Origin of the sequence: Sphingobacterium sp. UBA5670 (genome assembly GCF_002420705.1) — a bacterium.
In the GTDB taxonomy this organism is placed as follows: Bacteria; Bacteroidota; Bacteroidia; order Sphingobacteriales; family Sphingobacteriaceae; genus Sphingobacterium.
Map to the genome: position 1 here is coordinate 163760 of NZ_DIIM01000018.1, position 13495 is coordinate 177254.

Sequence of the window (13495 nt, forward strand, 5' to 3'; positions counted from 1 at the left end):
GATATCCTTTTATTATACCGAATATGTCTCTTTAAGTAGCCAATCCATTCCTTCAAATGCTACATATTTCGCGGTCTTTTATCAAAAAAATGTAAAGTAAGACTCTTTGACCATAAATCGTAAGTTTTGATTTCCTATCCCATTAATAATCATTAAATTTGTGGTACAAAAAAATAAAACGTAATCAATGCAATACGACGTAATTGTAATCGGAAGTGGTCCAGGCGGATATGTAGGAGCTATCCGTTGTGCCCAATTAGGATTAAAAACAGCTGTTATTGAAAAATATAGCACATTTGGTGGTACTTGTCTTAACGTTGGATGTATTCCTTCTAAAGCGCTTTTAGATTCATCGGAGCATTACCACAATGCTGCCCACAATTTTGATGCATTCGGCATCAGCCTGAAAGACCTAAAAGTAGACATGGCAAAGATGATTGCTCGTAAAGACGATGTCATTGCCCAAAATACTGCCGGTATCACTTTCTTATTCAAAAAGAATAAAATTGACAGTTTTCAAGGTGTAGGTTCATTTGTAGACAAAAACACCATCAAAATAACAAAAGCTGATGGTTCTACAGAACAGCTAACAGCTAAAAATGTAATTATCGCAACAGGATCAAAACCAACATCTTTACCTTTCTTACCTGTTGATAAAAAAAGAATTATTACTTCTACTGAAGCCCTCAACCTAAAAGAGATCCCTAAACATCTTATTGTTATCGGCGGCGGTGTTATTGGTTTAGAGTTAGGTTCAGTTTATGCTCGACTAGGTTCAAAAGTTTCCGTTGTTGAATTCGCAAAATCTATCATTGGAACAATGGACGGCGGCTTAGGAAAGGAATTGCAACGTGTTTTGAAAAAATCATTGGGTATGGAATTCTATTTAGGGCACAAAGTAACTGGAGCTTCAGCAAAAGGTAAAGTCGTAAAAGTAACTGCAGAGGATCCAAAAGGACAAGAAATCACTTTAGAGGGAGATTATTGTATTGTAGCCGTAGGACGTACAGCGTATTCTGAAGGTCTAGGATTAGAAAACATTGGCATTACTTTAGAAGAAAGAGGTAAGAAAATCCCTGTTAATGCACATCTTGAAACGCCTGTACAAGGTGTTTTTGCAATCGGTGATGTCATCACAGGGGCCATGTTAGCACATAAAGCTGAGGACGAAGGAGTTTACGTAGCAGAATATATTGCAGGCCAAAAACCACATATCGATTACAATTTGATTCCTGGTGTTGTTTATACCTGGCCTGAAGTTGCCTCTGTCGGAAAGACTGAAGAACAACTTAAGGAGGCTGGCGTGAAATACAAAGCTGGATCGTTTTCTTTCAAAGCTTCTGGCCGTGCAAAAGCATCAGGTGATACAGATGGTTTTGTCAAAGTATTAGCTGACGCTACCACTGACGAAGTGTTAGGAGTACATATGATCGGTCCTCGTGCCGCTGACATGATCGGTGAGGCTACAGTAGCCATGGAATACCGCGCATCTGCAGAAGATATCGCGCGTATCTGCCATGCACATCCGACCTATACTGAAGCTATTAAAGAGGCAGCACTCGCAGCTACAGCAAATAGAGCAATACACGCTTAGGCGGTAAACATAACATATTCGAGGGGAAAAGGAAACTTTTCCCCTTTGTCATAACTACCTATACACGATGAATTTTTACACAAGAAAATGGGTCAAACCCGAAGATCTAAATCCCAATGGAACATTATTTGGCGGAACATTATTACGTTGGATCGATGAAGAGGCTGTAATTTATGCGATCGTCCAACTGGGAAACCCCAAAGTGGTTACCAAATTTATTTCAGAAATAAACTTTGTGAGTTCAGCTAAACAGGGTGACATCCTGGAACTGGGCATCGAGGCGATCAACTTTGGAACAACATCCTTAACAATGCGCTGTGAGGTTAGAAATAAAATATCCAGAAAAACAATCCTATCAATCGACAAATTGGTGTTTGTAAACCTCGATGAGGATGGTAATCCGGTTCCACACGGGAAGGATAGCATTACCTATGCTTATATGGGGATCGAGAAGACAGGTAGAAGAGATGATTAAACATCTCTCCCCTGTCTTTATTATTTGATGTCTCCCGTAAAGGATACGGACACATTTATTGGCCCATAAAATGCATACTATTGTTTTACGCTATTCTAGACTTAATTCCGTGCAAAAATTCATGCATTAGAATTCTTATAGAAAAAACTAAGACCCCTGTCTTTTTCCTTCAATTTCTTTTTTCAGATCCAATTCTACCCAAAAGCCTAAAATAGGTACTAAAGAAGCGAGGAAATATTTAATCGCTTTTAAAATTGGCCATTTATATTCAACAGTTGACATAATCAGCATAACCACAAATATAACGACAAAGAAGCCATGGATAGAGCCTGCAATTTTGACGGCTTCTGGGATCCCTGCCAAATATTTCAAAGGCATAGCAATAAAAAACAAGCAAATAGTAGAGATTGCTTCCCACAAGGCGATCTGTCTGAATATTCTTAACATAATGATAAACTGTATATTGTGAGATTCAAAAATAAGACTCTAAATGTGGTTTGTCTATTATTTTTCCCCCTTTTACCAAGATGTGACATTAACCCAAGAACAAGGTCAGTGTTTTATCAGAAACCGCCAATTTTACAATAAATAGTTCAGATTCATCAGAAAAAATGCGTACTTTTGAATGAATATATGCTTCCTATATTTTGATATCTGAAGCTATAACACTCAACTACAGAATATTTATTTATATGAATTACGACATCATTGTAATCGGTAGTGGTCCAGGCGGGTATGTTGCTGCCATTAGAGCCGCTCAGTTAGGGTTCAAAACAGCGATTATTGAACGCGAATCATTAGGCGGAATCTGTCTAAACTGGGGCTGTATCCCTACAAAAGCATTATTGAAAAGTGCTCAGGTATTTGAATATTTAAACCATGCCGCTGATTACGGCATCAATGTTCAAGGTGGTGAGGCTGATTTTGAAGCTATAGTCAAAAGAAGTCGCGGGGTTGCTGAAGGAATGAGTAAAGGTATTCAGTTCTTGATGAAAAAGAATAAAATCGACGTTATCAATGGAACTGCAAAAATTAAAAAAGGTGGTAAAATCGATGTAAAAGGCGCAGACGGTTCTACTAAAGAATATTCGGCAAAACATACCATCCTAGCGACTGGTGCACGTTCTCGTGAATTGCCTAATTTACCTCAGGACGGTAAAAAAATCATCGGTTACCGTCAGGCAATGACACTTCCTAAACAACCAAAATCTCTAGTTGTTGTAGGGTCGGGTGCTATTGGCGTTGAGTTTGCTTATTTCTATAATGCAATCGGAACCAAAGTAACTATCGTTGAATTTATGGATAGAATCGTTCCTGTTGAAGATGAAGAAATCTCAAAACAATTAGAGAAAAGCTTAAAGAAACAGGGCATTAATATCCTTACTAAATCAGAAGTACAATCTGTAGATACATCTGGAGAATTGAGCAAGGTTTCGATCAAAACAGAAAAAGGTGTTGAAGTTATCGAAGCGGAAGTTGTATTATCTGCTGTAGGTATTGCTCCTAATATCGAAAACATCGGCTTGGAAGAGGTTGGTGTAAAGACTGATCGTGGACGTGTCGTTGTAGATGACTTCTACAAAACAAACATCGAAGGTGTATATGCTATCGGTGACATTGTTAAAGGCCAAGCCTTGGCGCACGTTGCTTCGGCAGAAGGTATCACCTGCGTTGAAAAGATCAAAGGTCTACACGTTGAACCTATTGATTACAACAATATCCCTGGTTGTACGTATTGCTCTCCAGAAATTGCTTCTGTAGGTTATACTGAAAAAGCAGCAAAAGAAGCCGGCTATGAAATTAAAGTTGGTAAATTCCCATTCTCAGCCTCAGGAAAAGCTTCAGCTGCTGGCGCGAAAGATGGCTTTGTCAAAGTGATCTTTGACGCTAAATATGGTGAATTCCTAGGTGCACACCTAATTGGTGCTAATGTAACCGAAATGATTGCAGAGGTGGTGGTTGCCCGTAAATTGGAAACAACAGGCCATGAAATGATTAAAACGATACATCCTCACCCAACAATGAGTGAAGCGATTATGGAAGCTTGTGCTGATGCTTACGGTGAGGTAATTCACTTATAGTATTTGTAGCAACTTAATAAACTAAAAAGGGGAAAGTCTAATGATTTTCCCCTTTTTAATTTTATTAAGTAACAGATAAATGTGATTACATAACTAGCCTCGACTTAAAGACGATCTGTTGGTCCACAATTTCTGTATTGTCAATCCGATCAAATAAAATTTCAGCCGCCTTGCGCGCCTGCATCCCCGGAAATTGTTCAATGCGTCCCATCGGTGGATTTTCCATATACTGCCACAGGGGATAGTTGGCATAACTAATAAAGAAAATATCTTGATTTAAGACAAGGCCTTTTTGTCGGGCTGCTTTCATCAGATCAAGTGTGACAAAATCATTAAAAGAGATAATCGCAGAAGGGCGCTCGGACATCGCAAATATACTGTCCATCGCTTTTTCATTTCCCTCTGTACTCAAATCTGTTTCGATGATATTTTTCTCCAAAATGTCCATATCATTCCTTTTCATAGCGGATAGATAAGCTACCTTTCTATCTTCACTTGCAGGTAATGTTTTCGGTCCATTTACAAGTGCGATGACTTTATGCCCGCGTGCTACAAAAGCATCGACAGCTTCGTTCATCCCGGTAGAAAGATCACTCTGCACTTTATTGATATTAGGCAAACTAGGCACACAGTCAAAGAAGACAATCGGAATTCCAGAAGCTTCCAACTTTTCGATAAACTCCAAATTGGTTGTCTTTTTACCTATAGACATTAAAATCCCGTCGACACGGTGGTTTTTAAACGTTTTCAAGATCTGCTCTTCACGATCCGGATCATCCAACGATTGGCCCATCAAAACAGTATATCGATGTTCTGATGCAACATTTTCAATTTCACTGATCGCAAACGAAAAAAATGGCTCCGACAGACTCGGCAAGATCACAGCAATAGTGAATGTCTTACGTTGCTTGAAGAATATAGCTGTTTGATTGGGTTCATAATTCAATTCTTCGGCCATTTTTTTAACTCGCATTGTTGTTACCAATCCAATACTGGGGTGATCATTCAATGCTCTAGAAACTGTCGAAGGACTGATTTTCAGCTTCTTGGCAATTTCTTTAATCGTGGCAGGCTTGTTCACTTTATTCATAAATCCAAGGGCTTTATATAAAAATAGGGCTTTTATATCCCTAATCATAATTTTTTTTCAACAATATTGACGACGATTTTAATGACAATTATTGTTGGTAGATTAAACAAAGATACTTACTGTAGACTTAGTCTACAAATTGAATTTCGGCTTCTCCCACTGCAAACTCCGTGGCAAGGAACTCCAATGGCTCTATTTCCCTAAAAACGAGTTCATCCTTAAAATAAACTTTTATCGTGTCACCATATTCGCCCCAATTCACAAATTTCACTTTGTTGAGCTGTTCAAGTGGATTCCCTTTCGTTAGGATACAGATGTGCTTGTCAGCAGCTTTTAACTGCGAAAATAGCGTCTTAATATGCTCAAATAAATTTAACCTTAGTGGCAAAATAGCATTCACATGAAGCCGCTCAAAATTCTCCTTATATTTTTGATCAAATCCAAAGGTCTGCTGCGCATGTTCAAACAATAAATATTCTCCTTGATGCTCAAGGTGATTTTTCATAAAATGAACTAAATCTGCCTGTGGCGGAACGGTTTCTGTAAATTCTATAAAATTTGCAAAAAGATAATACACTTGCAGTAAGTAATCCTTTTTTGGAAAAACAACATCATCTAATTCAAAAACATACACCTTTTTCTCTTCTGGAAATAGCATGGGTATAAAAGCTTAAAGTTAAGGGCTGTATCAACATCGTCGGAACGATTATCATGTTAGCCCCAAAAGTTATATTTTATTTGGATACACAGATTAGCGCTAGATCCTCACCGGAATCTGATGTGGCAAATAATCCGTCCAATGATCTTTCAAAAGTCCTCGAATCCAGTAAATTGCTACCCTTTACAAGAAGCATATAAGGCAAGTCAGCAGGCGGATTTTCCATAACGGGAATAGTTTCTAGCAGATCCTTATCAGGGACAAGAACCGAGATCTGATACTCTTCAAATAAAACTTTGGCTTCAGAAAGCGGCTCCAGCTCGAAACCACCCAAAGGCAATACATAATTAACCTGCTGATCCAAACTTAATTTAAGCACCTCGTGTGCAAATGTAGGGAGAAGTCCTTTCGGAATCTTGGCATAGTTACCTGATTTTAGCAGTAATTCAGGAATATCTTCTGAACTTGCATAGATGACTTCGAAATCAGGTCCCAATCTTTTAGCGATACGCATTGCCAATGGTCTGGTCCCGAAAGTGATAAGTATTTTATTCATTAAAAATAACGTTAGAACTCCCTTATTTAGGGGTATTTTGATTTTGTTACACGACTAGCCCATCCCGCATATGAATCGTTCGATCAGAAATCCGGGCAAGTTCCTCATTATGGGTAACGATAATAAACGTCTGCTGAAATTTGTTTCTAAGATCAAAAAACAATTGATGTAAAGCGGCTGCATTTTCCGAGTCGAGATTACCAGAAGGTTCATCCGCCAAAATAATGGAAGGATCATTGATCAGGGCACGAGCTACAGAAACACGTTGTTGCTCGCCCCCAGACATTTCTGCAGGCTTGTGGTCAATACGATGTGAAACCCCTAATAGCTCCAGCAGTTCCTTTGCTTTAGTTTCCGCCTCAGATCTCCCCTTTCCCTGTATAAAAGCTGGAATACACACATTTTCGAGTGCTGTAAATTCTGGCAACAGATGGTGGAATTGAAATACAAAACCGATATGTTCATTTCGGAAGGCACTCAACTTTTTGGCGTTCAATTTTTGAACATCCACACCATTGATGAAAACTGATCCACGATCAGGTTTATCTAGGGTGCCGATGATGTGCAACAGCGTACTTTTACCTGCCCCTGAGGCACCGACGATGCTGACGATTTCACCTTTTTCAACGTCGATATCAACACCTTTTAAAATTGGCAATGATCCATAAGCTTTGTGAATTCCTTGAGCATGTAACATCATAGGACAAAGATAAATAAATTTACGATACCTCGTGTTTGAATAAATAAGCTGTTATTTCTCTATTTCAGCCATTTTATTTTACCCAAATGTCAAAAAATAGATAAAAGAGCAATTTATCCCTTGTCTTATCCCCCAAAAAAACATATTTTTACGCCAAATATTTTTGCAAATGAACATTCACGAATATCAAGGAAAACAAATACTAAAGAGCTTTGGTGTGCGCGTACAGGAAGGTATCGTAGCAGATACTCCAGAGCAAGCTGTGGAAGCGGCTAAAAAAATGAAAGAAGACTACAATTCTGATTGGGTTGTTGTCAAAGCTCAAATTCACGCTGGTGGCCGTGGTAAAGGTGGTGGTGTCAAGTTAGCTAAGAACTTAGATGAGGTCAAACAACGAGCTACTGACATCATTGGTATGCAATTAGTAACGCCTCAAACTGGACCTGAAGGTAAAAAAGTAAATAAAGTCTTGGTTGCTCAAGACGTTTATTATCCAGGCGAGAGCGAAACAAAAGAATTCTACATGTCTGTATTACTAGACCGTGCTAAAGGACGTAACATCGTTATGTACTCTACAGAAGGTGGTATGGATATCGAAGAAGTTGCAGAAAAAACACCACACTTGATTTTCAAAGAAGAAATCGATCCAAAAGTAGGCTTACAAGGATTCCAAGCACGTAAAATTGCTTTCAACCTAGGTCTTTCAGGTGCTGCGCACAAAGAAATGGTAAAATTTGTTGCTGCTCTTTACAAAGCATACGATTCTACAGACTCTTCTATGTTTGAGATCAATCCGGTACTGAAAACTTCAGACGATAAGATCTTAGCAGTTGATGCGAAAGTAAATCTTGATGAGAACGCACTATACCGTCACCCTGATTACGCAGCAATGCGTGACGTGACTGAGGAAGATCCAACAGAAGTTGAAGCTGGTGAATCAAACCTTAACTACGTTAAATTAGATGGTAACGTAGGTTGTATGGTAAATGGTGCTGGTTTAGCAATGGCGACAATGGATATCATCAAATTGGCTGGTGGTGAACCTGCGAATTTCTTGGACGTTGGTGGTACTGCAAATGCTGAAACTGTGAAAGCTGGTTTCAATATCATCTTAAAAGACCCTAATGTAAAAGCGATCTTAATTAATATCTTCGGTGGTATTGTTCGTTGTGACCGCGTCGCTCAAGGTGTAATTGATGCTTATAGCGAAATCGGCAACATTCCTGTGCCTATTATCGTTCGTCTTCAAGGTACTAATGCCGAAGAAGCGAAAAAATTAATTGATGAATCGGGCTTACAGGTTTATTCTGCAATCTTATTGAAAGAAGCTGCTGAATTAGTAACAAAAGTATTGAAAGGTTAATTTCCTTTTAATCATCATAGAAAAACGCGGATTAATTTTTAATCCGCGTTTTTTGTTTATTCATCTCAATTTAATTGACTCATCCCCCTAAATGATCGCGTCCCACCAATCGCTGATCATGTCAAAGCAACGTATATCGCTTCTCCAGCTTGCAGTTTTCGCCTATTTTTATTTCATTATCTATTTTCTGCTATCGGTATAGTTAACCGCTATTAAATGAATTAAATCAACATTTATAGCCAATAAACCAACAGAATAGCTTATTTTTGTATTGCTTTTTTAACAAAGCATCTTTTACAAGTCAATCTCCAAAAATTAAGATGGAACACACAAGAATAAAGGAACTATTGAATGCCACAGAATTTGGCAAAGAGGTCGTTGTTAAAGGTTGGGTAAGAACTTTCCGCAACAATCAGTTTATAGCAATCAATGACGGTTCGTCAATCAATAATATTCAAGCAGTTGTCGATTTTGAAAATACACCTGAAGATATCTTAAAACGTATCACCACTGGAGCGGCAGTTCGCGTAAAAGGTCAATTGATAGAATCATTGGGCAAAGGACAGAAAGTAGAGGTTAAAGCTACTGAAGTAAGTATTATTGGCGACTCTGACCCCGAAAAATATCCTTTACAACCCAAAAAGCATAGCTTAGAGTTTTTACGTGAAATCGCACATTTGCGTTTCCGTACCGGGACATTCAATGCTGTATTCAAGGTTCGTAATGCGCTAGCATTTGCTGTGCACAAGTTTTTTCAGGAAAATGACTTCGTCTACATGCATACCCCAATCATTACTGGTTCTGATGCGGAAGGTGCTGGAGAAATGTTTCAGGTTACAACCCTGGATTTAAAGAATCCTCCACGCAAAGAAAATGGAGATATAGATTTCAAAGAAGATTTCTTTGGAAAATCAACCAACCTAACAGTATCAGGCCAATTAGAAGGGGAGCTTGGCGCCATGGCGTTTGGAAACATTTATACCTTCGGTCCGACATTTAGAGCCGAGAATTCAAATACGACACGTCACTTAGCTGAATTCTGGATGATCGAACCTGAAATGGCTTTTTATGAACTAGAGGACAATATGGATCTGGCCGAAGCTTTATTGAAATATGTCATTAAATATGCTTTGGAAAATTGCCCGGAAGAAATTGAGTTCTTGAAAAATCGGTTGCTGGAAGAAGAAAAATCAAAACCAGCCGCAGAACGCTCAGAATTAAATCTTATTGAAAAATTAAACTTCGTTTTAGCTAACGATTTTGAACGTGTTACTTACACCGACGCAGTTGAAATCTTAAAACGTAGCAAGCCAAACCAAAAGAAACAATTCAAATATCTAATTGATGATTGGGGAGCAGATCTACAATCGGAACATGAGCGTTATCTGGTAGAGAAGCACTTCAAAAAACCAGTGATCTTAACAGACTATCCACGGGAGATTAAATCCTTCTACATGAAGCAAAATCAACCTGATGAACAAGGAAGGAACACGGTTAGGGCGATGGATATTCTTTTCCCAGGTATTGGTGAAATGGTAGGCGGTTCCCAACGCGAGGAAAATCTTGAACGTTTATTGGACCGCATGGCCGAAGTGGGTATTCCTGCCGAAGAAATGGAGTGGTTTTTGGATACCCGTCGTTTTGGTTCGGTACCACATTCAGGATTTGGCGTAGGTTTTGAACGTCTAGTGCTGTTCACAACAGGGATGACAAATATCCGCGATGTGATTCCATTCCCGCGCACACCGAAAAACGCAGAATTTTAACATAAAAAACAACAGCCAAAACAAAATATTTTGGCTGTTGTTTTTTTAGATAGAACATGTCAATTCAAAATGGCCTATACTTATTGACCTCCACTTAAAGGTTGGAGATTAGCGCTAGTTTATGGCACCTAAATAAAGAGAAAAATGCTTATTAAGATATATAACGACAATCCCAACCCCAAAGCAATAGAACAGGCAGTTGATATTCTTCGCCGTGGCGGCGTAATCATCTACCCTACAGATACTGTATATGGTATAGGCTGCGATATCACGCAACAAAAAGCAATCGAACGGGTATGTGAAATTAGAGGTTTAAAGCCAGAAAAAGCAAACCTGTCGTTTATTTGTTATGATTTAACAGATATCTCACAGTACACAAAATCCTTCGATACATCGGTATTCCGAGTCCTAAAAAAAGCATTACCGGGTCCCTTCACTTTTATCTTTAATGCGACCACCAAAGTCCCAAAATTACTGAGCTCAAAAAAGAAGACCGTTGGTATCCGTGTCCCCGATAATAATATTGTTCGTGAAATTGTCAAACAGCTGGGCAACCCTATTGTGACTACCTCCATCCACGATGAAGACGAAATCATCGAATATTCTACAGATCCGGAATTAATCCATGAAAAATATGAGGACCTAGTTGATGCAGTAATTGATGGTGGTTATGGCGACAATGTGGCATCAACCGTAGTCGATCTAACAGAAGGAACTTTCGATGTTATTCGTGAAGGTAAAGGTGATCTCGAACAGTATTTGTAATTTCTCAACGTTCTGCACATCTAAAGCACATGCATAAACCAGTCAGATCCTCTGGACAAAGACTGTTGGTATTTTGTGCATAACATACCATTACGCAAAATTCAACAACGACTTATTAACAATAATAACCACTTATCAACACTAATAATGTTGATAAGTGGAATTACCTATATATTCATTTTGTGTAAATGTGAACAAACAAACACTTATCAACATAAAAATGTTTAAAACAAGATAGGCAAAAGCTAAAAACCAGCTGAAAATGTGCAAAACTAGCAGGTTATTAACAACAAAATGTGAATAAACTACCTACCCCCACAAAAGATCACCAACATTATGTGTATAAAAAACCTCAACTAACATCAGCATGTTAAAAGTTAAGAATTCTTCTCAACATGTGTTTTTATCGCCATGTTGAAAAGACCAAATCCACCTCTTGTTTCTATTAACAGTTTTAAATCCGCTTGGTGGTTCTAAAAGGATTTTGCAGCGTTGTCCAACGACCGGCTGCCGTTCAAACTGCTTAATTGCTGGGCGCCATAGGGATTAAGCCTTAAATTCGCTTAACACCCGCCAAACGTCTTCCACTGTTGCATCAATAAGAATGCTTGTTTCAATCTTTTTCATCGCTTTCGTCTTAATAGATAAAATAAACAGACCTCTTTAGCATCCACCCTATATTCTATCCATATGAAGATATCGTATAGACCGTGTCCCACCAGCCGGTAACTGAGGTCCATCTTAAATGACATTTAATTCCAAAAAGAGGCTATTCATAGGATAAGGTATACCTTTCGATCAAACAACTTTATAGCGCATAAAATTATGAGACCTTCTGCTAAGCATCAGCCTCCGCTAATGGAGATAAGACAAAACTTGGATAAGATAGAAAGATGACGTTTGATTTTTATCAAGAATTTATTTTTGCCCGGATACGGCTCAAGGTTTTGGCTCATACCAAATACTGAATCGATAGAAAGCTTTAATGAGTTGGTCAAACATGAAGGAGAGTTTATAAGATGACGACTTCTTCAATAATGACGTGACCTACATATTCATTTACCCGTCCTAGTATTTGTCTTCTCATAAGCGCCAATTCATTTTTAATGACCGCAGACTCTACACGTACAAACAGTTTTTTATCACGTACATAGAGTTGCTGTGTACGATTTGCAATAGCTTTACCGATCAATTGAGGCCAAACAGAAGCGATCGATGTTTCATCAAATTTCCTACGTAGTTTATAAGCCTCAAGGAGACGTTCAACCCCCTCCTTGATTGTCATATCGTCACTTGAACGAATAAACTCGAGACTTTTCTTTGCTTGCTTCTTATACATTAACTTGCCCTCCTTCAATATCAAATATACGAACAGGCCGACTAATTTCGTCAAAGATTCGCTGAATTCTTGTTGAATCCGTATCCGTCAGAAAAATCTGCCCAAAATCATCTTCGGAAACCATCTGCATCAATTTATGTGTTCGGCGATCATCAAGTTTATCAAAGATATCATCCAGCAGAAGCAAAGGTTTAAAACCTTTCTTCTGCTGTAAATAGGAATACTGAGCAAGTTTTAATGCAATTAGAAAAGATTTCTGTTGACCTTGGGAACCAAATTTTTTTAAAGGCATGCCCCCATGGATGGTAAAGATCAGATCATCCTTATGTATACCCTGCGTTGTTCGTTCCAATATACGATCACGCTCCAAATTCTTTTCTAAAATATGGAGGAAAGAATCTAACATTAAAGGGGATTCATATTGCAAGTGAACAGTCTCGGCATCGTCGGTGAGAAACTGATAATGCCGTTCAAATTCAGGTTGAAATTCTTCCATAAAAGACCTTCTTTTCTGGAAAATAATATTTCCTACTTCTTCAAGCTGAAAATTAAGAATTTCAATCAGCCCAAGATCTAATACACTTGTTTGACGCGCTTGTTTAAGAAGACTATTACGTTGGGCTAAAAACTTATTGTAAATAATAAGGGTATCCAGATATTTATTATCTGTTTGGGAAATCACATTGTCCACAAACTTTCTCCGCTCTTCACTACCATCTGTTACGATGATACTATCATTTGGCGATATCATAACCAAGGGGAATAGTCCAATATGATCAGCCAGCCGAGGATAATCCTTTTTATTTTTTTTAAACTGTTTCTTTTGATTCTTTTTTAAGCTACAAGATATAAAATCACTGGATGATTCCTTATCAAATTCTCCCTGTACCATAAACCAGTCATTGCCTGATTTAATATGCTGTGAATCGATCGGATTAAAGTAACTTTTACAGAGCGATAAATAGTGGATTGCATCCAAAAGATTGGTTTTACCAACACCATTATTCCCTGTAAAAGCATTTACCTCGGGGAGAAATTCCAAAGATGATTCCGAGTAATTCTTGAAATTTAGAACAGAAAGTTGCTTGAGCCACATAGCACAAAGATA

Annotated in this window: 13 protein-coding genes; 6 read left to right on the forward strand and 7 right to left on the reverse strand. The window is 38.3% G+C overall.

Annotation, left to right across the window (positions count from 1 at the left end; all coding sequences use genetic code 11):
* Positions 1–187: 187 nt before the first annotated feature.
* Both lpdA (B3C94_RS15045) and B3C94_RS15050 read left to right on the forward strand, forming a co-directional pair.
* Positions 188–1594: a dihydrolipoyl dehydrogenase gene (lpdA, locus tag B3C94_RS15045; RefSeq protein WP_293905044.1), complete on the forward strand. Its 1407-nt coding sequence runs from the start codon at positions 188–190 to the stop codon at positions 1592–1594.
* A gap of 67 nt (positions 1595–1661) precedes the next feature.
* Positions 1662–2069, forward strand: coding sequence for an acyl-CoA thioesterase (locus B3C94_RS15050; RefSeq protein WP_293905046.1), 408 nt, complete (start codon positions 1662–1664; stop codon positions 2067–2069).
* Positions 2070–2216: 147 nt separating this feature from the next.
* Here the strand turns inward: B3C94_RS15050 and B3C94_RS15055 are convergent, their stop codons facing one another.
* Entirely contained in the window at positions 2217–2516 is a 300-nt protein-coding gene (locus B3C94_RS15055) for a DUF3817 domain-containing protein (RefSeq protein WP_293905048.1), read from the reverse strand.
* Between the two features lie 245 nt (positions 2517–2761).
* Here B3C94_RS15055 and lpdA (B3C94_RS15060) point away from each other — a divergent pair, with 245 nt between their 5' ends.
* Positions 2762–4150: a dihydrolipoyl dehydrogenase gene (lpdA, locus tag B3C94_RS15060; RefSeq protein ID WP_293905050.1), complete on the forward strand. Its 1389-nt coding sequence runs from the start codon at positions 2762–2764 to the stop codon at positions 4148–4150.
* Between the two features lie 85 nt (positions 4151–4235).
* On the opposite strand, the gene B3C94_RS15065 is transcribed toward lpdA (B3C94_RS15060), so the two are convergent.
* From B3C94_RS15065 to B3C94_RS15080, 4 genes are all read right to left on the reverse strand, one after another.
* On the reverse strand, positions 4236–5240 hold the full coding sequence (locus B3C94_RS15065) for a LacI family DNA-binding transcriptional regulator (RefSeq protein WP_293905052.1): 1005 nt from the start codon (positions 5238–5240) through the stop codon (positions 4236–4238).
* Between the two features lie 127 nt (positions 5241–5367).
* Entirely contained in the window at positions 5368–5898 is a 531-nt protein-coding gene (locus tag B3C94_RS15070) for an HAD hydrolase-like protein (RefSeq protein WP_293905054.1), read from the reverse strand.
* 76 nt (positions 5899–5974) lie between these two features.
* Positions 5975–6454, reverse strand: coding sequence for a hypothetical protein (locus B3C94_RS15075; RefSeq protein ID WP_293905056.1), 480 nt, complete (start codon positions 6452–6454; stop codon positions 5975–5977).
* 46 nt (positions 6455–6500) lie between these two features.
* Entirely contained in the window at positions 6501–7151 is a 651-nt protein-coding gene (locus tag B3C94_RS15080) for an ABC transporter ATP-binding protein (protein ID WP_293905401.1), read from the reverse strand.
* Between the two features lie 172 nt (positions 7152–7323).
* On the opposite strand from B3C94_RS15080, the gene sucC reads away from it, so the two are divergent.
* The 3 genes from sucC to B3C94_RS15095 all read left to right on the forward strand — a co-directional run bounded on the left by sucC (position 7324) and on the right by B3C94_RS15095 (position 11048).
* Positions 7324–8517, forward strand: a complete 1194-nt coding sequence (sucC, locus tag B3C94_RS15085) for an ADP-forming succinate--CoA ligase subunit beta (protein WP_046674091.1) — start codon at positions 7324–7326, stop codon at positions 8515–8517.
* A gap of 320 nt (positions 8518–8837) precedes the next feature.
* The gene (gene asnS / locus B3C94_RS15090; RefSeq protein WP_293905060.1) at positions 8838–10283 is read left to right on the forward strand and encodes an asparagine--tRNA ligase; all 1446 of its coding nucleotides are present in this window, start codon (positions 8838–8840) and stop codon (positions 10281–10283) included.
* 144 nt (positions 10284–10427) lie between these two features.
* Positions 10428–11048: an L-threonylcarbamoyladenylate synthase gene (locus tag B3C94_RS15095; protein WP_293905062.1), complete on the forward strand. Its 621-nt coding sequence runs from the start codon at positions 10428–10430 to the stop codon at positions 11046–11048.
* Positions 11049–12060: 1012 nt separating this feature from the next.
* Here B3C94_RS15095 and B3C94_RS15100 read toward each other — a convergent pair.
* Entirely contained in the window at positions 12061–12387 is a 327-nt protein-coding gene (locus B3C94_RS15100; protein ID WP_228280047.1) for a DUF721 domain-containing protein, read from the reverse strand.
* The gene (recF, locus tag B3C94_RS15105; protein ID WP_293905067.1) at positions 12380–13483 is read right to left on the reverse strand and encodes a DNA replication/repair protein RecF; all 1104 of its coding nucleotides are present in this window, start codon (positions 13481–13483) and stop codon (positions 12380–12382) included. Before recF ends, B3C94_RS15100 begins: the two co-directional genes overlap by 8 nt.
* Between the last annotated feature and the right edge of the window lie 12 nt (positions 13484–13495).

What these genes read in the sequence shown, in the direction of transcription:
- lpdA (WP_293905044.1), top strand. Translation starts at nt 188, where the DNA reads ATGCAATACGACGTAATTGTAATCGGAAGTGGTCCAGGCGGATATGTA.
- B3C94_RS15050 (WP_293905046.1), top strand. Translation starts at nt 1,662, where the DNA reads ATGAATTTTTACACAAGAAAATGGGTCAAACCCGAAGATCTAAATCCC.
- B3C94_RS15055 (WP_293905048.1), bottom strand. Translation starts at nt 2,516, where the DNA reads ATGTTAAGAATATTCAGACAGATCGCCTTGTGGGAAGCAATCTCTACT.
- lpdA (WP_293905050.1), top strand. Translation starts at nt 2,762, where the DNA reads ATGAATTACGACATCATTGTAATCGGTAGTGGTCCAGGCGGGTATGTT.
- B3C94_RS15065 (WP_293905052.1), bottom strand. Translation starts at nt 5,240, where the DNA reads ATGAATAAAGTGAACAAGCCTGCCACGATTAAAGAAATTGCCAAGAAG.
- B3C94_RS15070 (WP_293905054.1), bottom strand. Translation starts at nt 5,898, where the DNA reads ATGCTATTTCCAGAAGAGAAAAAGGTGTATGTTTTTGAATTAGATGAT.
- B3C94_RS15075 (WP_293905056.1), bottom strand. Translation starts at nt 6,454, where the DNA reads ATGAATAAAATACTTATCACTTTCGGGACCAGACCATTGGCAATGCGT.
- B3C94_RS15080 (WP_293905401.1), bottom strand. Translation starts at nt 7,151, where the DNA reads ATGTTACATGCTCAAGGAATTCACAAAGCTTATGGATCATTGCCAATT.
- sucC (WP_046674091.1), top strand. Translation starts at nt 7,324, where the DNA reads ATGAACATTCACGAATATCAAGGAAAACAAATACTAAAGAGCTTTGGT.
- asnS (WP_293905060.1), top strand. Translation starts at nt 8,838, where the DNA reads ATGGAACACACAAGAATAAAGGAACTATTGAATGCCACAGAATTTGGC.
- B3C94_RS15095 (WP_293905062.1), top strand. Translation starts at nt 10,428, where the DNA reads ATGCTTATTAAGATATATAACGACAATCCCAACCCCAAAGCAATAGAA.
- B3C94_RS15100 (WP_228280047.1), bottom strand. Translation starts at nt 12,387, where the DNA reads ATGTATAAGAAGCAAGCAAAGAAAAGTCTCGAGTTTATTCGTTCAAGT.
- recF (WP_293905067.1), bottom strand. Translation starts at nt 13,483, where the DNA reads ATGTGGCTCAAGCAACTTTCTGTTCTAAATTTCAAGAATTACTCGGAA.